At 66.2% G+C, this 17,457-nt stretch carries 16 protein-coding genes, 1 pseudogene and 1 riboswitch; of the genes and pseudogenes, 9 read left to right on the top strand and 8 right to left on the bottom strand.

The genetic code is table 11. The features are described 5' to 3' along the window. Window positions 1-18 precede the first annotated feature (18 nt). Together OHQ90_RS21390 and OHQ90_RS21385 are read left to right on the top strand one after the other, a co-directional pair. Window positions 19-111 (top strand): DM13 domain-containing protein, encoded by a 93-nt coding sequence (locus OHQ90_RS21390; RefSeq protein WP_328400123.1) that lies wholly within the window; start codon window positions 19-21, stop codon window positions 109-111. Between the two features lie 262 nt (window positions 112-373). Next, window positions 374-1,276, top strand: a complete 903-nt coding sequence (locus OHQ90_RS21385) for a cutinase family protein (protein ID WP_328412990.1) — start codon at window positions 374-376, stop codon at window positions 1,274-1,276. Window positions 1,277-1,324: 48 nt separating this feature from the next. Here the strand turns inward: OHQ90_RS21385 and OHQ90_RS21380 are convergent, their stop codons facing one another. Next, entirely contained in the window at window positions 1,325-1,759 is a 435-nt protein-coding gene (locus tag OHQ90_RS21380; RefSeq protein WP_328400121.1) for a hypothetical protein, read from the bottom strand. A 408-nt stretch (window positions 1,760-2,167) separates the two neighbouring features. Between OHQ90_RS21380 and OHQ90_RS21375 the strand changes: the two genes are divergently transcribed. From OHQ90_RS21375 to OHQ90_RS21365, 3 genes are all read left to right on the top strand, one after another. After that, window positions 2,168-2,722 (top strand): HNH endonuclease, encoded by a 555-nt coding sequence (locus OHQ90_RS21375; protein ID WP_328400119.1) that lies wholly within the window; start codon window positions 2,168-2,170, stop codon window positions 2,720-2,722. Between the two features lie 18 nt (window positions 2,723-2,740). Then, complete coding sequence (locus OHQ90_RS21370) at window positions 2,741-3,016, top strand: WhiB family transcriptional regulator (RefSeq protein ID WP_328400117.1); 276 nt, start codon at window positions 2,741-2,743, stop codon at window positions 3,014-3,016. Window positions 3,017-3,160: 144 nt separating this feature from the next. Next, window positions 3,161-4,837, top strand: coding sequence for a VWA domain-containing protein (locus OHQ90_RS21365; RefSeq protein ID WP_328400115.1), 1,677 nt, complete (start codon window positions 3,161-3,163; stop codon window positions 4,835-4,837). Window positions 4,838-5,068: 231 nt separating this feature from the next. On the opposite strand, the gene gcvP is transcribed toward OHQ90_RS21365, so the two are convergent. The 7 genes and pseudogenes from gcvP to OHQ90_RS21330 form a co-directional block, all read right to left on the bottom strand. Continuing rightward, window positions 5,069-7,876, bottom strand: coding sequence for an aminomethyl-transferring glycine dehydrogenase (gene gcvP / locus OHQ90_RS21360; RefSeq protein WP_328400113.1), 2,808 nt, complete (start codon window positions 7,874-7,876; stop codon window positions 5,069-5,071). 159 nt (window positions 7,877-8,035) lie between these two features. Next, window positions 8,036-8,136, bottom strand: a riboswitch (glycine riboswitch). A 129-nt stretch (window positions 8,137-8,265) separates the two neighbouring features. Further along, window positions 8,266-8,817: pseudogene (locus tag OHQ90_RS21355) on the bottom strand (MerR family transcriptional regulator); the annotation flags it as partial. A gap of 215 nt (window positions 8,818-9,032) precedes the next feature. Continuing rightward, window positions 9,033-9,506, bottom strand: a complete 474-nt coding sequence (locus OHQ90_RS21350) for a bifunctional nuclease family protein (protein WP_328400111.1) — start codon at window positions 9,504-9,506, stop codon at window positions 9,033-9,035. A gap of 252 nt (window positions 9,507-9,758) precedes the next feature. Next, on the bottom strand, window positions 9,759-10,571 hold the full coding sequence (gene ftsR / locus OHQ90_RS21345; RefSeq protein WP_328400109.1) for a transcriptional regulator FtsR: 813 nt from the start codon (window positions 10,569-10,571) through the stop codon (window positions 9,759-9,761). Between the two features lie 72 nt (window positions 10,572-10,643). Continuing rightward, window positions 10,644-11,129: an oxoglutarate dehydrogenase inhibitor Odhl gene (gene odhI, locus OHQ90_RS21340; RefSeq protein WP_328400107.1), complete on the bottom strand. Its 486-nt coding sequence runs from the start codon at window positions 11,127-11,129 to the stop codon at window positions 10,644-10,646. A gap of 169 nt (window positions 11,130-11,298) precedes the next feature. Further along, window positions 11,299-11,697: a glycine cleavage system protein GcvH gene (gcvH, locus tag OHQ90_RS21335; protein WP_328400105.1), complete on the bottom strand. Its 399-nt coding sequence runs from the start codon at window positions 11,695-11,697 to the stop codon at window positions 11,299-11,301. Between the two features lie 43 nt (window positions 11,698-11,740). After that, the gene (locus OHQ90_RS21330) at window positions 11,741-12,397 is read right to left on the bottom strand and encodes a CDP-alcohol phosphatidyltransferase family protein (RefSeq protein WP_406229670.1); all 657 of its coding nucleotides are present in this window, start codon (window positions 12,395-12,397) and stop codon (window positions 11,741-11,743) included. Between the two features lie 159 nt (window positions 12,398-12,556). On the opposite strand from OHQ90_RS21330, the gene OHQ90_RS21325 reads away from it, so the two are divergent. The 4 genes from OHQ90_RS21325 to OHQ90_RS21310 all read left to right on the top strand — a co-directional run bounded on the left by OHQ90_RS21325 (window position 12,557) and on the right by OHQ90_RS21310 (window position 17,432). Continuing rightward, window positions 12,557-14,251, top strand: coding sequence for a GMC family oxidoreductase (locus tag OHQ90_RS21325; protein WP_328400103.1), 1,695 nt, complete (start codon window positions 12,557-12,559; stop codon window positions 14,249-14,251). A 110-nt stretch (window positions 14,252-14,361) separates the two neighbouring features. After that, on the top strand, window positions 14,362-15,753 hold the full coding sequence (locus tag OHQ90_RS21320; protein ID WP_328400101.1) for a DUF2252 domain-containing protein: 1,392 nt from the start codon (window positions 14,362-14,364) through the stop codon (window positions 15,751-15,753). 103 nt (window positions 15,754-15,856) lie between these two features. Continuing rightward, window positions 15,857-16,753: a nuclease-related domain-containing protein gene (locus OHQ90_RS21315; RefSeq protein ID WP_328400099.1), complete on the top strand. Its 897-nt coding sequence runs from the start codon at window positions 15,857-15,859 to the stop codon at window positions 16,751-16,753. Between the two features lie 31 nt (window positions 16,754-16,784). Further along, a complete protein-coding gene (locus OHQ90_RS21310) occupies window positions 16,785-17,432 on the top strand; it encodes a phosphatase PAP2 family protein (RefSeq protein WP_328400097.1) in 648 nt (215 codons plus the stop codon). Window positions 17,433-17,457 lie beyond the last annotated feature (25 nt).

Below are 17,457 nucleotides of genomic sequence, written 5' to 3'. Positions count from 1 at the left end.
GTTGACCGGGTCGAAGCCGTGGACACCGACCTGACCACGCTGACCAGCGTCAGCATCTGGTGTGATCGCTTCAATATGTCTTTCGGCGCTGCCCGACTCGAACAGAGCTGACACGGCGGCAAACCTCTTGCCGCACAGGGCGGCCCACACATAGAGCTGGTCGGCCGCCCAATTCGAATGCGGCAGAGCCGGAATCGGATCATTCCCCTGATGAGGGGCCTGCGCAGGGCGGTCGGCGGAAAATGTCTACTCTTTGTCGGCCGCGATTCCCGTCGAACTCCCCGGACAGACCGTACGGTTGTCAGTGTGGGGACCAAAGTGGTCGCCAGCGGCAACCAGCCAGCTTCGGAACCAGTACACCCGGGGTATGAACATGATGATTCGCAGAATAATCGGCGCCATCGTCGGATCCGTCACGATCGGCGTGGCAGGCGCCGTCAGTGGAGCAGGCATAGCGCCTGCCGCACCCGAGTGCCCCGATCTCTACGTCGTCGCGATACCCGGCACCTGGGAGACCTCCGACAGCAAGCCCGGCGAGGGCATGCTCGCGAGCGTCACCGACAATCTGCCCTCCGATGTGCGGACCGACTACGTGAGCTATGCCGCCACCGCTTTCCCGTGGGAGGTCGACGTCTACGGCCGCTCCAAGAAGCAGGCCACCGACAACGCCCGCGGCCTGGTCACCGCCATGGCTCAGCGGTGCGGCGCGACGAAGATCGCGCTCATCGGCTACAGCCAGGGCGCCGACGCCGCCGGCGACCTGGCCGCGGAAATCGGCACCGGCTTCGGTCCGGTCGAACCGGAGCGCATCGCCGCGGTCGGCCTCGTCTCGGATCCGCGCCGCTCCCCCAATGACGCGCTCGTCGGTCCGCCGGTGCAGGGTGCGGGTGCGGGTGGTCCGCGGATCGGCGGCTTCGGCCTCCTCAGCCACAAGACTCGAACCTTCTGCGCGGACGGCGACCTGTACTGCTCGACCCCGCCCACCGATTTCGCGGCCCGTTTCGCAGGCTTCCTCGCCCAGGCTTCCGATCCGAACCCGGCGCAGCTGTGGCGTTACCAGCAGGAAGCCGTCGCAATCTTCAACGATCTGATGAGCGTCGGCATTGTCCCGATGTTGCAGAACCAGCTCGCCGATCCGGGCCTGGACGAGCGCAAGCAGAAACTCGAGGAGTTCTACAACTCCTTCGTCCACCAGAACTATCCCGCCTACGTCGTCGACCCGTCGGGCGCCACCGCCACCTCGTGGCTGCGCCAGTGGTTGGTCGAGCAGAAATGAGCCGTCGGACAAGCTCGGAACCGGGTAGCCCCACTCTGGGGCCTACCCTCACATCAGGAAATACAGTGCGAGCATCACGACTACGGTACCGCTGACGCCGCCCAAGACTTCGACGAAGAGGTAACCGTTGGAGTAGGCGCCTTGTATCCACAGGGCCCAGACCGGCGGATAGACCCGCAGCGCGGCGAACAACCCGGCCAGCAACATCGCTCCGGCCAGACCGTGCACGGGGAGCAGCGGATGCAGCCAAGCAAACCCGATCGTCATGATGTACACCTCGATTTGCGTACCCAGCAAACGAGTGGACATAGCGCGAGGCCGATCCGATCCGATCCGCGCGGGCGGGCTCACCTCGCTGTCGGCGGCATAAATCCGTTTCACCAACGGACTTCCGTACAGGACCACTATCGCAACAAAGTGGACAAGTCCCGCGACGAGTCCCCACAGCAGTACTTCGACCGCGATCATTTCCCTCGTTCCCACGACTCGATCGGTGAGCACTCCACCTCGAGAACGATGCGCCTTGCCATCCCATGGCAGACCCGACAGCCGAAACTCGACGCGACTCAGTATGTCAATGCCTTTGCGCAAGACCGCCTTTGCGTATTCCCTGTGGCTGGAAACTCCGCCACCGCTGATCGCCGATAGCGCGCGAGGCCGGCGAAAAATGACCCGACAACGGCGGGTGTGGTGTGCCACCATGTGATTCGACGACGATCACCCGATTCCGAGGTGATCAAGAGCACCAAGAAAGGAGGAGGTGGCTTTGATCAATATGCGCCAGCGCGCGACCAGCAGTGGATCGGATCTCGGCCGCCTCCCGGCCGGCGTCTGACCGCCCGCCACTCTCCTTCGAATTCGCTCGCTCTCACTCGAAACATGGTGATTCCCATGACGTTCCACCGTGCCACCGATCCGGTGGTGTTGACTGTCGACAATTGGATACGCACCCGTGTGCTGGTACTCAACGCCAGCTACGAGGCGCTCGACGAGATCACTGCCGAGCGGGCCGTCGTGCTGCTCATGAGCGGGGTCGCCGAGTCCGTCGCCGACCGGGAGCCGCACTTCCCGATCCGGTCCAGGCACCTCGAGATCGCACTGCCGGAAACTATCCGGCTGCTGCGCTACGTGTACTTCGAGCATGTGGTCCGAGTGCAGGACGAGAGCCACGCGACGCTGGCCGGGGTGCTGCGCCGCGACAGCCACCGGTGCGGCTACTGCGCCGCGTGGGCCAGCACCGTCGACCACGTCCGCCCGCGCAGCCGCGGCGGACCGAATACGTGGAGCAACCTGATCGCCTGCTGCGCGCCGTGCAACACGATCAAGGCCGACCGCACCCCCGAGGAGGCGGGCATGCGGCTGCTGTGGGAGCCGAAGGCGCCGCATCATCTGGAAAAGCGGCAGCGGCAGATCTGGAAGCAACTGGCAGGCACTCGAGCCGCGTGAGAAAGGAGAAGGATCGCCATGAACGTCCGACTGGAGACAACCGCACCCGCCGAATCGACACTGACCGATCTGCTCCCGCTCTCGGACAGCCAGGACTGGCACCGAGCGGCGTGCCGCGGTGACCCGAATCACGAAGCGTGGTTCCCGTATCCGTCGCAGGATTTCGACTATGCCCGCGAGGTCTGCGCAGGCTGCCCGATCCGGGTGGCCTGCGGTGAATTCGCCGCTCGCACCGATCAATCCGGTGTCTGGGGCGGCCATGAATTCGACCGTGGTCGGATGATCCGCGAGTAACCGAATGCCGGTGCCGTAACCAGCCGGTGTAAGCCGGGACCCGAACTCCCGGCTTACACCGGTTTGACGGGCGGTTTGGTGTCGGACGTCTCGATCGATGCCACACCCGCTCGGCAAATCTCACGTGAACATACACTTGATCTCGTGGGCACTCATCGCAGCGGAACCCGATCACGGGGGGTCAGCAAAGGTCCGGTTATCGCAGTGGCGGCCGTCGTGCTGCTAGTCGCGGGCGTGTTCGCCTGGAACAAGCTGAGCAACAGGGCCGCCGATCGGGACAGCGCCGCCGCAGCGGAGTGCGTGGAAGGGCCCGCAACGCTGTACGTCACAGCCGACTCGGACATTGCGCCCTCGGTGCGCACGATCGCCGACGGCTACAACGCGACCAATCCGCGCATCCGTGATCACTGTGCGAAGGTCGAGGTGACCGCCCAACCGTCCGCGGCAATGGTGGCGGCCTTCACCGCGAACGCGCCGTGGAACCAGCAGCTCGGACCCCAGCCCGCGCTGTGGATCGCCGACTCGCTGCGCTCCATCGAATCCATGCGGACACCAGGTCTGATCGAGGGCAATCCGGCGCCGGTCGCGGTCAGCCCGATCGTGCTCGCCGTCCCGGAAGACCTGGGCCGGGCGCTCGACGAAGCCAAGGTCACCTGGTCAGATCTGCCACGCCTGCAACAGGGTTCGCTTGCCGAGCTCGGCCTGCCCGACTGGGCCGGACTGCGCATGGCGCTGCCGCCGGGCGACGCGACGCTGGCCGCGGCCGCCGCGGTCGGCTCGACCGTGTCCGGCACCGATCCACTCTCCGATCAGGCAGCGCAGTCCGGCCAGGTGGTGTCCGCGATCTCCCTGCTCGCCGCCAAAGCACCCGAGGCTCAGGACACTACGATGGCACTGGCCGCCGTCGCGGGCGCGCCCCAACCGGCAGACGCGCCCGTTCATGTGGTGGCCACCACCGCGCAGCAGGTCAGGGCGCAGGGCGGACTCGCAACGTTCAGCCCCGCCGGTGCTGCGCCGGTGGCCGACCACCCGGCCGCATTGATGTCGGGACCCTGGGTGGACAAGACCCAGAACCTGATCGCAGGGATATTCGCCGACTACCTGCGCACCCCACAGCAGGCACAGACCTTCGCCGCCGCAGGCTTCGCTGCCGCACCGGCCACCGCGACCGCCGTGCCATCCCGTGGCGCGCTGGACAAGGTGCGCGCCACCCTCGCCAACCCGGTTCTCGGCGTGCAGTCGACGGTGCTGCTCGATGTCTCCGCCTCGATGGGCACCACCGACGGCTCGACCACCCGACTCACGAATGTCCTCGGCGCACTCACCTCGACGATGAATGTCATGCCGCCGGACTTCGGCCTCGGTGTCTGGACCTTCGGCAAAAATCTCGACGGCGCCGCTCCGTACAGGGTCGAGGCGGTCACCGCACCACTCACCGTCGACCAGCGAACCGCTCTCACCACGGCGCTGAATACCCTGAGCCCCACCGAATCCCGCACCGACCAGGCGTACCCGTCGCTACTGGCCGCCTATCGCGCGGCGGTCCAGGGCTACACCGCGGGCCGGACCAATTCGGTCCTCCTGATCACCGACGGCCCCGACGACGACTCGACGATCACCGGCACCAAACTGATCGCAGACCTCGGCAATGCCATGGATAAATCCCGCCCGGTCCGCATCGACGTCATCGTCATCGGCGGCAACGGCACCGAAACCCTGCAAACCGCCGCCCAGCGCACCGGCGGTACCTACACCCGCCTGGCCAGCTCCGACGACATCAGCTTCGGCACCGCCACGGTGCGCGCGCTGACCACCCCCTGAATCCAGCTCGCCCCTCATCGCTGAGCGCCCAGACCGCCGACGATCGGTTCGGGCATCCGCGCGGCACGATCCGCGCCACAGCGCGCTCAGCTGCCGCAGTTGTCCTCGGAGCGAGGACGCTCGCCCGGTTCCCGGCAGCAGCCGAACCCGTTGCGGCACAACAAACGAACAGATGCTGACGCCATACCGGCCCGACCTCCGAGGAGAGGATGCGGGCCGGTATGGCGGTGGTCAGTCGGCGTACGCCTCCAGCGGCGGGCAGGAGCAGACCAGGTTGCGGTCGCCATAAGCACCGTCGATACGGCGAACCGACGGCCAGACCTTGCCACGGTCGGGGGTCAGACCGTGCGGGAACACCGCGACCTCCCGGCTGTAGGGGTGATCCCATTCGCCGACGAGGCACGCCGCAGTGTGCGGTGCGCCGCGCAATGGGTTGTCTTCCACCGGCCACACGCCGGCCGCTACCTTGTCGATCTCATCGCGGATCGAGGTCATCGCGAGGATGAACTCGTCGAGTTCGGCCAGGTTCTCGCTTTCGGTCGGTTCCACCATCAGGGTGCCTGCGACCGGGAAGCTCATGGTCGGGGCGTGGAAACCATAGTCCGCCAGACGCTTTGCGACATCATCGACGGTGACGCCGGTCTGCTTGGTGATCTCGCGCAGATCCAGGATGCACTCGTGGGCGACCATGCCGTGCTCGCCGGTGTAGAGCACCGGGAAGTGCTCGTCGAGGCGGCGGGCGATGTAGTTGGCCGAGGCGATCGCGGTCAGCGTGGCCTTGCGCAGACCGTCGGCGCCCATCATCCGAATGTAGGCCCAGGTAATCGGCAGGATCGAGGCCGAGCCGTACATGGCGGCCGACACCGCGTGCGAACCGGTTTCGAGCGGATCGCCGGGCAGGTACGGCGCCAGGTGCGAGCGCACCGCCACCGGGCCGACGCCTGGACCACCGCCGCCGTGCGGGATGCAGAAGGTCTTGTGCAGGTTCAGGTGGCTCACATCGCCGCCGAAGCGACCCGGACGGGCAAGTCCGACAAGCGCATTCAGGTTCGCGCCGTCGACATACACCTGACCGCCCGCATCGTGCACCAGCGCGCACAGCTCGGCGACCTCATGCTCGTACACGCCGTGCGTGGACGGGTAGGTGATCATGATGCAGGCCAGCCGGTCGGCGTGGTCGGCGATCTTGGCGCGCAGGTCATCCAGGTCGACATCACCGTTGTCACGACACTTCACCATCTCGACGCGCAGCCCGGCCATCGCCGCGGACGCCGCGTTGGTGCCGTGCGCGCTGGACGGGATCAGGCACGTATCCCGGTGCGTGTCACCACGATCGAGGTGGTAGCGCCGGATGGCGAGCAGCCCGGCGTATTCGCCCTGACTGCCCGCGTTCGGCTGCAGGCTCACCGAGTCGTACCCGGTGATCGCCGAGAGCCAGCTCTCCAGATCGTGGATCACCCGCAACAGCCCCGGCGCATCCTCCACCGGCGCGTACGGATGCACCCGCGCGAAGCCGGGCCAGGTAATGGCCTCCATCTCGGCGGTCGCGTTCAGCTTCATGGTGCAGGAACCGAGCGGAATCATGCTGCGGTCCAGAGCAATATCCTTGTCCGACAGCCGCCGCAGATATCGCAACATCGCGGTCTCGGTGTGGTAGTTGGTGAAGGCCGGGTGCGTGAGATATTCGGAGGCGCGGGTCTCGATCGATCCGCCCGCGGCCGGGGCCGACGCCTCGGAAGACAGTGCGGTACCGAAGGATTCGAGCACGGCGGCGACATGCGCCGCGGTGGTGGCTTCGTCGCAGGCGATGCCGATGTGATCGGCGTCCACCAGTCGCAGGTTGATGCCACGCGACTTCGCCTTCGCCACAACGGCTTCCGCGCCGCCGGGCACGTGCACCAGCACGGTGTCGAAGAAGTTGTCGTGCACGACAGCGCCGTCGAGTCCGGCGGCGATGGCCCGTGCATGGCCGTGCACCCGCCGCGCGATCTCCCGCAACCCGTCGGGACCGTGATAGCTGGCGTACATCGCGGCAAGGATGGCGAGCAGCACCTGGGCGGTACAGATGTTGGAGGTCGCCTTTTCACGGCGAATGTGCTGTTCACGGGTCTGCAGTGCGAGCCGGTAGGCGACCGAACCGTCCGCGTCGACGGAGACGCCGACCAGCCGGCCCGGCAACTGCCGCGCATGCTTGGAGTGCACCGACAGATATCCGGCGTGCGGTCCGCCGAAGCCCATCGGCACGCCGAACCGCTGTGTGGTGCCGAAGCAGGCGTCCGCGCCCTGCTCCCCCGGCGGCGTGATCAGCGTCAGCGCGAGCAGATCGGCACCGACGGCGACCAGCGCACCGCGCTCGTGCGCCGCCTCGATCAGCGGCGCCCAGTCCACCACCCGGCCCGACGCACCGGGAATCTGCACCAGCACACCGAAGAACTCGCCGTCGGGCAGACCGCAGGAGAGGTCGGCCTCGACAATCTCGATGCCGAGCGGCTCGGCCCTGGTGTACAGCACGGTCTTGGTCTGCGGGAAAAGGTCGGTGTCGATGAGCAGTCGCTCGGACTTCGACCGGCCCGCCCTGCGCAGCAGCGTCATCGCCTCGGCAGCCGCGGTGGCCTCGTCGAGCATGGAGGAGTTGGCGACCTCCATACCGGTCAGATCCGACACCATGGTCTGGAAGTTGAGCAGCGCTTCGAGACGGCCCTGGCTGATCTCGGGCTGGTAGGGGGTGTAGGCGGTGTACCAAGCCGGATTCTCCAGCAGGCTGCGCACCAGTACCGGCGGGGTCAACGTGTCGTAGTAGCCGAGGCCGATCATCGAGGTGGCGACGGTGTTCGAATGGGCGAGCTCGGCCAGCTCGGTGAGCACCTCGTGCTCGGTGGCCGCGGGCGGCAGCACATCGAGACCGGAGCCGTCGAGGATGCTCGCGGGCAAGGCGGCGGTGGCGAGCTCGTCGAGCGAACCGACGCCGACGAGGTCCAGGATCCGGGCGAGTTCGTCCCGGTCGGGTCCGATATGGCGGTCGGCGAATGATCGAGTCACGGCAGCAGCTCCCAAGGTCGGGCGGGTCGACCAACGCGGTCGACGGATACCAGCCCTCCCCCTCTGTCGTGGAGCCTGAGAGATTCGGGGTGCGACCCCTTTCCCCATGGGCGGGCGACCGTGCGCTGTCTGCAGCGGTCACCACTTTCCAGAGGCGTCGAAGCCCGTACGGTCCCTGTTGCCTGAGAGGTTGACGGGGAGGTGCTGCTCCTTCGGCGCCCGGACTCTTCTGAAGACCGGGACTCTCCCGCACGGCGGCGACGCACCGCTAGTTTATGCCGCGCGCACAACGAACCGCGCCACCGGACCCCGGATGGCGGTGTCGCCCTCGTCACTTTCCGCAGAAAGCAAAGTGCCCGCCGCAGGCGACGGGCACTCCCACAGAATCTCTAGCCGGTCTTCTGGTTCATCCGCGCCTTGCGCCGGAACGACAGTTCGTCCTCGGGGCGCTCGCTCGCGCTGCCGCTGACGGCCCGCTCGGCTGGGAAGTTGGCGATTGCGCCGGTCAACTCGCGCATTGCACCGCTCACCGCGATGCCGAAAACGCCCTGCCCACCCTGCAGTAAATCAACTACCTCCTCGGCCGAGGTGCATTCGTACACCGAGGTGCCGTCGGAGAACAGTGTGATGCCCGCCAAGTCCTGCACGCCGCGACTGCGTAAGTGATCGACCGCGATGCGGATGTTCTGCAGCGAGATCCCCGCGTCCAATAGTCGCTTCACGATCTTCAGGACCAGAATGTCCTTGAACGAGTACAGCCGCTGACTGCCCGAACCCGCGGCGCTCCGGATGGACGGCACGACCAGACCGGTGCGCGCCCAGTAATCGAGCTGCCGATAGGTGATCCCGGCTACCTGGCATGCGCTGGGAACGCGGTAGCCGACAAGATCGTCAGGTACCGAATCGTCCGGGAACAGGCCTGGCTGTACCACTCCCTGCGATTGCTCTGCCACTGACCACTCCCTTGCTTCGCCGATGCCTTGGCCTCATCAATGTCCCGGCTCCGTTGACCACATACACCCAGTCATAACGGACGTGGCCCAACTATCGAGGTTACTCCCTCTGATTGTCCCGGGAGCGGCATCGTCCGACCAAACGCGACGCGCGGTAAGAGTCTCGACCTGTAGTTGAGGTCTAGAAGAAAGTTCGAAATCCCTCAGCTGTCAGTGGCTTTGAAGTCATCGGGCGAAACCGACTCGAGGAACTCCTTGAACTTCTCGACCTCGTCCTCGCGCTCGTCCGGCATGACCAATCCGGCTTCCTCGAGGACCGGTTCCTCGGCATAGATCGGGCAACCGACCCGCAACGCGATCGCTACCGAATCCGACGGCCGCGCCGAAACCCGTAGATCGTTCTCGAAGACCAGATCCGCGTAGAAAGTGCCCTCTTGCAGATCCACGATCCGCACTTCCTTCAGGGTGTGCCCGAGGTCGGTGATCAGGATCTTGATCAGATCGTGGGTCAATGGACGAATCGGGGTCACCCCCTCCTGTTCGAGCACGATCGCAGTCGCCTCGGCCTGTCCGATCCAGATCGGTAGATACCGATCGCCGGACGCCTCACGGAGCAACAGCACGGGCTGGTTCTGTGGCTGCTCGACACGAATGCCGATCACGCGCATTTCACTCATGCCTGCGCCTCGCTAACGCTCAGCTCCGGCATGCGCGAAGCACCCTGTGACATGATTCGCTCGCTGCGCTCACTCATCGCACTGCCTCCCAATACCTCCGCCGGCCACCCGGCATGACTACCGCAGAGCTCGCCGTACCACCGAGTCTAAGCGAACGGGAAGGGGTCGAGCGATCCGTGTGCACAGCCGAAATCTCCGTGTTGTCGGAGTGGAACCCGCTACGGCCGTGACAAGCGACGACGCACCGAAGACTCAGCCGCCGAGCGAGTTCCGCACCGACGCTTTCACCAGGCAGGTGTGCAGGGTCAGCGACAGCGCGGCAAGCTCGCGCACGGTCTCCTCTGCGCGGGCGCGGGCGCCCGCGTCGCGACTCTTGGCGATCGGGGCGGCGATCTGGGCAACCAGCGCCGCTTCCCGGTCCGCGGCGAGCTTGAAGGCGCGCAAGTGCCGCGCCTCCAGACCGAATTCCGCCATCGCCTTGGCGGTCCGTGCGAGCGTCACCGCCTCGGCGTCGAAGAAGCCCGCGGCGCCGGGGGTGATCAGATTCGCCCGAATCAGGTCGTTCAAGAACTTCTCGTCGATGTTGGCCTGCGTCAGCAGATCGGCACGGGTGAGCCGGATTTCGTGATCGAATCGCAGCTCGTCCGGCGAGACCTCACCGGGCACGACACCCAGCCTGCGCGGCGCGCTGACAGTCGCGCCGCGCGCGGCCCGACCATTCTCGGACGGTGTGGCGAGCTCGTTGTCACGGACGGCGTGCGCCCGGGCGCGGGCTTCCCGCACACCGAGCGTCGCCGCACCGCTGTCGATCGCTTCGAGCTGCTCCTTGATCACCTTCAACGGCAGGTACTGGTCGCGTTGCGCGGTCAGTACGAACCTGAGCCGTTCACAGTCGGCAATCGAGAATCTGCGGTATCCAGACGGAGTGCGCTCCGGCCGGATCAGACCCTCGGCCTCGAGGAAACGGATCTTCGAGATGGTGATGTCCGGGAAGTCCGGCCGCAGCAGGTCCAGCACGGAGCCGATCGACATGCCTCCGCGCGCCCACTGCGCCGCGCCCGTCATAGCATCGAGTCTTTCATGAAGCCGCGTTCTTCCCTGCCAACACGGCCGTCACGAGGACCCGTGCCGTATGCGTCATAGACTGCCAGCACCCGCAGACGACTCGTTCACCTGGGCGCGCGGGCCGGTGAGGAAGACGAGACGGAACTTTCCGATCTGCACCTCGTCACCGTTCTGCAGCTCCGAGGAGTCCACCGGCTCCCGATTGACGTAGGTGCCGTTGAGGCTGCCCACGTCGACCACCTGGAAGGAATCGTCGTCCTGCCGGAACTCGGCGTGCCGACGGCTGACGGTGACGTCGTCGAGAAAGATGTCACTGTCGGGATGGCGACCCGCCGACGTGGTCGGCTGATCCAGCAGGAACCGCGAGCCGGCATTCGGTCCGCGCTTGACGACCAGGAGAGCCGCACCAACCGGCAGACCCTCGACCCCTTGGACCGGCTGCTCACCGGTCGGCTCCCCGGAGCGCGACGCGTCGACCTCGTTCAGGAAATCCGCGCGGAAGACCGACGTCGTCTCGGCCGCGGTCTCCCCGTAACCCGGGTCTTTGTTCTCGCTCACCGTTTCTCTCCTCCTCGAACCTGATTATCCGTGCAAGCAGGTGCTGCCTTCACCGCCACGACCTGGGATCGTTGACGCTAGAACACCGGATCAGCTCACCGGCACATCTGTTGGCATTGACCGTACCCTGCCAGGGCGTACCCGTGCAGGTAGAACCGGGAAGGCTGATTCAGCCCCCGATAACTCCTTGATAACCTGCGGCATCCAGCAGCTCGCCAAGTGCAGCATCCAGGGTTGCCGGGTCGGCCAGTTCGAGCTCGAACAGCCACCCTTCGCCGAACGGATCGGTGTTCAGCGTCTCCGGCTTCTGCACCAGATCCTCGTTCACCGCAACAACTTTCGCGGCCAACGGAGCGTAGATATCGGACACGCTCTTGGTCGACTCGACCTCGGCGATGCTCTCGCCCGCGGCCGCATCCCGATCTGCCTCCGGCAGCTGCACGAACACGACGTCACCGAGTTGAGACTGGGCGTAATCGGTGATGCCCACCCGAACCCGTGTCGGGCTGATCCGTTGCACCCACTCGTGCTCTTCGGTGTAGCGCAGATCCTCGGGGGTCTGGGTCACAGGCCGTCCTTTCCGTCGGGAACCTTCACGCAAACTCTAATCGCTATGTGGACCGGTGCGGCACAGACGGTATCGCTCGCGCGACCGCGACGGCCTTCCCGGTGTAGAGGACACCGGTCCACACATACACCGCCGTACCCCAGACCAGGAATGCCCCGCCGAAGGCCCGACCGAAACCTGCCAGCGCCCAATCCATCTGACCTGCAAGCAACCAGGGCAATGCGGACATCAACGCGAAGGTAGCCGCTTTGCCCAGGTAGATCACCTCCGGCGGGTCGAGTGCGCGGCGTTTGTACACCGAAAGCGTCAGCGTGAGCAACAGATCACGACCGACCAGGATCACCGCGACCCACCATGGGATGAGCCCGCGGATCACGAAAGCGGCCAGTGTCGTCACCAGGTAGAGCCGGTCCACGAACGGGTCGAGCAGCGCACCGAGGCGCGAGGACTGGTCTAGCAGCCTGGCCAGCTTGCCGTCCAGGAAGTCGGTGACGCCACTGGCGACCAGCAGCGCGAACGCCCAGCCGTCGGCCCGCTCGACCAGCAGAAGCCACAGGAACAGCGGCACCCCCAGGAGGCGCAGCACGCTCAGTGCATTGGGGACGGTGAGGATGCGGTCGGCGAAGATGCCGCCCGCCGCGCCGTCATTGCCGGAGCCGGCGCGCTCGCCCGGCTCCGTGGTCCCCGATTCCGTTGTCACCGCCCGTGCATACCGCACCGACCCCCGCCGGCGCCATCCGGGCACGCCGGTTGCGACCACATCGGCACGGCGGCATGCTATGGATTCCGTCGCATCCGACCCGGTGACAGAATGACTGTGCAAACATCTCATCCGTTATTCGGTCAGTGAGAGGAAGTCATGCCCGCATTCGACTACGACGTGGTGGTGATCGGTTCCGGGTTCGGCGGCAGTGTGAGCGCGCTGCGGCTGACCGAGAAGGGGTATCGGGTCGGTGTGCTCGAGGCGGGGAGACGGTGGAATGCCGAGGACATCCCGAAAACGAATTGGGATGTGCGCAACTCGATCTGGGCGCCGCGACTCGGCCTGACCGGTCCGCAGCGGATCAGCATCCTCGGCAAGTGCGCGGTGTTCTCCGGCGCCGGGGTCGGTGGCGGCTCGCTGATTTACGGCAACACCCTCTACGAGCCGCTGCCGAACTTTTATACCGATAAGCAGTGGTCACACATCACCGACTGGAAATCCGAGCTCGCGCCGTACTACGACCAGGCACAGCGCATGCTCGGCGTAGCGCCCAATCCACGGATGACCCCGGCCGACGAAGTGATCAAGGAGATCGCCGAGGACCTCGGTGTCGGCCACACCTTCCATCCGACCGATGTGGGGGTGTTCTTCAATGAGGACGACCCGGGTACCGAAGTCGACGATCCCTATTTCGGCGGCGCGGGCCCACGACGGCGCGGCTGTGTGCACTGCGCGCAATGTTTCACCGGCTGCCCCAACAACGCGAAGAACACCACACCTACGAACTACCTCTACCTGGCCGAAAAGGCCGGCGCCGAGGTCCGCCCACTCACCACAGCTACCGCGGTGCGGCCGCTCCCGGAGGGCGGCTACGCGATCGATACCGTGCGTTCGGATCGCTGGATCCGCAAGGAGCGCACAACCTTCACCGCCGAACAGGTCGTCTTCGCCGGCGCCGCGCTCGGCACCCAGAAGCTGCTGCACAAGATGCGCGACGAGCACGTGCTGCCCAACCTCTCGCCGCGCCTCGGCGAACTGACGCGCAGTAACTCCGAGGCCATCCTCAATGTGGTCAGTCGCGCACGCCACGATTTCGCCGAGGGCATCGCGATCACCTCCTCGATCCATCCGGAGGCCGACACCCATATCGAGGTGTGCCACTACGGCAAGGGGCAGAACGCCCTGTTCCCGATGTCGGTGCCGATCGTCGACGGCGGCGCGTTCCGGTTCCTGCGCTTCCTGCTGGCGATCGTGTTGCATCCCTTGGTGTTCCTGCGCAGTCTCAATGCCAGGCACGCGTCGGAGAAGTCGGTAATCCTGCTGGTGATGCAGTCGCTGGACAACTCGCTGACCTCCTTCCGCAAGCGCGGGCAGCTCAAGACCAAGGCGGGTACCGGCGAACCGAACCCGACCTGGATTCCCTTGGCCCACGATGTCGGCCGCCGTTTCGGCGCGAAGGTCAACGGTGACACCCACGGCCTGATCATGGACGTGCTCAACATCCCGGCAACCGCGCACTACATCGGCGGTTGCGTCATCGGCGAGAGCGCCGATACCGGGGTGGTCGACCCGTATCAGCGGGTGTACGGGCATCCCGGGCTGCATATCGCGGACGGCTCGGCAGTGACGGCCAATCTCGGCGTCAACCCGTCGCTGACCATCACCGCACAGGCCGAGCGGGCAATGGCGTTCTGGCCCAACAAGGACGAGGCGGACCCCCGCCCGGCGCTCGGCACCACCTACCAGCGAATCACCCCAGTAGCGCCGAACCATCCGGCCGTCCCCGGCGCGGCGCCCGGCGCGCTGCGTCTGCCGATCACTCCGGTCGACCCGGGAGTTCCGGCCAACTGAACAGCCGTCCCGACGCTGCGCTCCCCCGGCACAGGGCGGGCGACGGGACGTGGCCGACGTGGCGAATCCGACAAGACCAGGCGGTTCCATACCGGCTAGCGTGGGATGTTGTGTCCAACAGTGGTATCGACCTTCGCACCTACGTGTCCGCCGACGAGGTGCTGGCCCGCGGCCGTATGCAGCGCCAGCGGGTTCCGGTCACCGCTCGTGACCGCGCGGCCACCTGGGCCACGCGTCCGAGCGTGCTCGAATTCATCGAGGCGAGCAATGCGGGTCGGCTGTCGCATCTGACGCCGTTGCGCATCGGCCGCATGCTCGCCACCCCGTTCACCTTCTACCGTGGCGCGGCCGGGCTGATGGCCGCCGATCTGGCAGGCAGCCCGGACAGCGGGCTGGCCGCGCAGATCTGCGGCGACGCGCATGCCGCGAACTTCGGCCTGTACGGCACGCCGCGCGGCGAAATCATCATGGACATCAACGATTTCGATGAAACCATCGTCGGGCCGTGGGAGTGGGACCTGGAACGACTCGCGGCGAGTCTGGTGCTCGCGGGCCGCGAGGGTGGCGCCGACGAGGACAACTGCTACCAGGCGGCACGCGACGCGGCGACCTCTTACCGGCTCGCGGTCACCCAGTTGGCGCAGCTGCCGTTCATGGAATCGTGGACCGCGCTGCCCGACGAATCGGTGATCAGCAAGGCCAGAGCCGACGATCTGCTCGACGACTTCAAGAAGGCTGCGAAGAAGGCGCGCAAGAACACCAGCGCCAAGGTGGTGGCGAAGTGGACCGAGCACTTGGAGGATCACGAAACCGGCATCAGCAAGCACCGATTCGTCAGCGACCCACCGATTCTCACCCACGTCGAGGCTGCGGTCGCCGCAGCTGTCACCGAAGGCCTGGAACGGTACACCGACACGTTGCGCGAGTCCCGCCGGAATCTGATCGCCCGATTTGCCGTGTCCGACATTGCCTTTCGGATCGTCGGCACCGGTAGTGTCGGGTTGCACAGCTATGTCGCGCTGCTGCACGGCAATGACGGAGAGGCACTGGTGCTCCAGGTGAAACAGGCGAACCCGTCCGCGCTCGCCCCGTTCCTGGACGCGCCGTCGCCGCGACATGAGGGGGAACGAATTGTGCAGGGCGCCAGGCTTGTTCAGTCCGAGAGTGACATCCTGCTCGGTTGGACCACACTCGAGTTGCCCACGGGTGCGCTACCGTTCGTCGTGCGCCAATTCCGTAACCTCAAAGGCGATATCGATCCCGCGGGCCTGCCGTCGAGCGATCTCGACGACTACGGCAGGCTCGCAGGCGCCCTGCTCGCTCGCGCACATTCGCGGTCGCTCGATCCGCGGCTGGTGGCGGGCTATCTGGACGGTGACGATCGTTTCGACGACGCGGTCGCCCGCTTCGCGGTCCGCTACGCCGACCGCACCGAGGAAGACCACAGCGCGTTGGTCGCCGCGGTGCACGCCGGAAAGGTCGTCGCCGAACAGCCGCAGTAGATCTCGTGCCCAACACGCCGTGTCTGGCCGCAGGCGCAGCGAACCGGGCCCGGGTGCTCGTATCCTTTCCACTATCGAGTGTCGACGTGAAGGGCGGTCGTGAATGCTCGTGCGAGTGCAGAATCCGGCAGGCACCAACGCCGAACGGGCGTTGATCGACTGGCTGCGCACCTGGAAGGACCCGGCAAGCCCGCACGGTGTCGCGACGATCAACTGCAGTCTGTTCCACAAGGATCGGCTGCACCAGTTCGACGCTGTGGTCTGGACACCGACCAGTTGCGTGGTGATCGAGGCCGAGGCGCTGGTCGCCCGCCAAGACGGCGTGCTGGAAATCCCGCTCAACGGCGCATGGACGATCTCGGGTGAGCCGGTCGCCATGGAGGGCCGGGATCGGCGCACTCCACTGGAGAAGTCGCGCGAGCACACCTTCGCCCTGCAGACCTGGCTGGCCGCGCGCGGCCTCGGCCAGCGCGCGGTGCACGGCGTCGCGCTGATCGTCCCGTTGCGCGGTGCCGCGCTGAAGGTACAGCAGGCGTGGAGCGACCCGAGCTTCGATGTGATCCTCGGTACCGACCCCGGCAGGTTGCGCCACTATTTCGACGCCCTGGCCGAGAGCGAGAAGCAGCTGTGGACGGCCAATGATGTCGCGGTGGCCTTCCGCAGCCTGGGCATCCTGCCGTATCTGCCCGCGCCGCAGGAATTGCTGAACGAGGGGTTCATCGGCCCGATCGACATCACCCTCTGGCACGGCGGCCCCCAGCAGGCCCAGGCCGAGGCCTATGCCGAGGAACTGGCGATGGCCGAGCGGGAAGCGCACTCGCCCGCCCTGGTGATCGAAGCGCCGTGGTACAGCCCGTGGAAGCTGTATCCGCGAGAGTCGGGCGATATGGACCTCGGTAGGGCGTTCATGCGGATCACGCTGGCGATCGGTATGGTCATCGGCCTCGCGTGGGTTCTCTGGTTCGTCGTCACCGCGATCCTGACCTACGGGCCCGGCTGATCAACTACGACCGCTGGTTATCGTCGTCGGCGTGAGCACTACACGACAGGCACTCGGTTGGCCTACCACATTCCGGCTGGGCCTGGTGTTGCTGTGTGCTGTGGTCACGGTGAGTCTGCCGCTGAGTTTTCCGCACGACGACGGGCCGACCGACCTCGATCGCGACCTTGCCGCGCCGATCCACTCGGCGCTCGACAGCCATCCCGGCGTGTACCAAACCCTCCTGATCCCGAGCAACGGCTACATCGTGATACCACTGCTGCTCGTGGCCGCCTGCTGGTTCGCCTACCGCGGCCGGTGGTGGCGTGCGGCAACGATGGTCGTGGTTCCCGAGCTCGCCGTCGCGGTCAACAGTTGGTTGCTCAAACCGCTGTGGGAGCGGCCGCTGCACGATTACCTCGCGTATCCGAGCGGACACACGGTGCACTTGGTCGCGGTGGCCACTGCCTTCGTGCTGCTGACCGATGCGCCGAGGGCGCGGGCGACAACACTCGGGTCAAGTGTGCTCGCCATGCTCTGCGCGGCTGTCGGCATGATCGGTCTCGGCTATCACCTACCGACCGACATCCTCGGCGGTGCGGCCGCCGCGATCGCCATGGTCACCGCGCTGTGCTCGCCGGCCGATCGGTTTCTCCTGCGGACCGAACGCGTACACCCGGCGGCGCGGCTGCACGCCTAGCGACCCAGCCCCAAGCCGCGACCGT

It is taken from the genome of Nocardia sp. NBC_00403, assembly GCF_036046055.1.
GTDB lineage: Bacteria > Actinomycetota > Actinomycetes > Mycobacteriales > Mycobacteriaceae > Nocardia.
This window is presented reverse-complemented; position numbering and strand designations above follow the sequence as displayed.

Bases quoted from the DNA above. Each gene is read 5' to 3' on its own strand.
- OHQ90_RS21370 (WP_328400117.1), top strand. From the start codon at position 2,741: ATGAACGTCCGACTGGAGACAACCGCACCCGCCGAATCGACACTGACC.
- OHQ90_RS21325 (WP_328400103.1), top strand. From the start codon at position 12,557: ATGCCCGCATTCGACTACGACGTGGTGGTGATCGGTTCCGGGTTCGGC.
- OHQ90_RS21375 (WP_328400119.1), top strand. From the start codon at position 2,168: ATGACGTTCCACCGTGCCACCGATCCGGTGGTGTTGACTGTCGACAAT.
- OHQ90_RS21385 (WP_328412990.1), top strand. From the start codon at position 374: ATGATGATTCGCAGAATAATCGGCGCCATCGTCGGATCCGTCACGATC.
- OHQ90_RS21315 (WP_328400099.1), top strand. From the start codon at position 15,857: ATGCTCGTGCGAGTGCAGAATCCGGCAGGCACCAACGCCGAACGGGCG.
- ftsR (WP_328400109.1), bottom strand. From the start codon at position 10,571: ATGACGGGCGCGGCGCAGTGGGCGCGCGGAGGCATGTCGATCGGCTCC.
- OHQ90_RS21350 (WP_328400111.1), bottom strand. From the start codon at position 9,506: ATGAGTGAAATGCGCGTGATCGGCATTCGTGTCGAGCAGCCACAGAAC.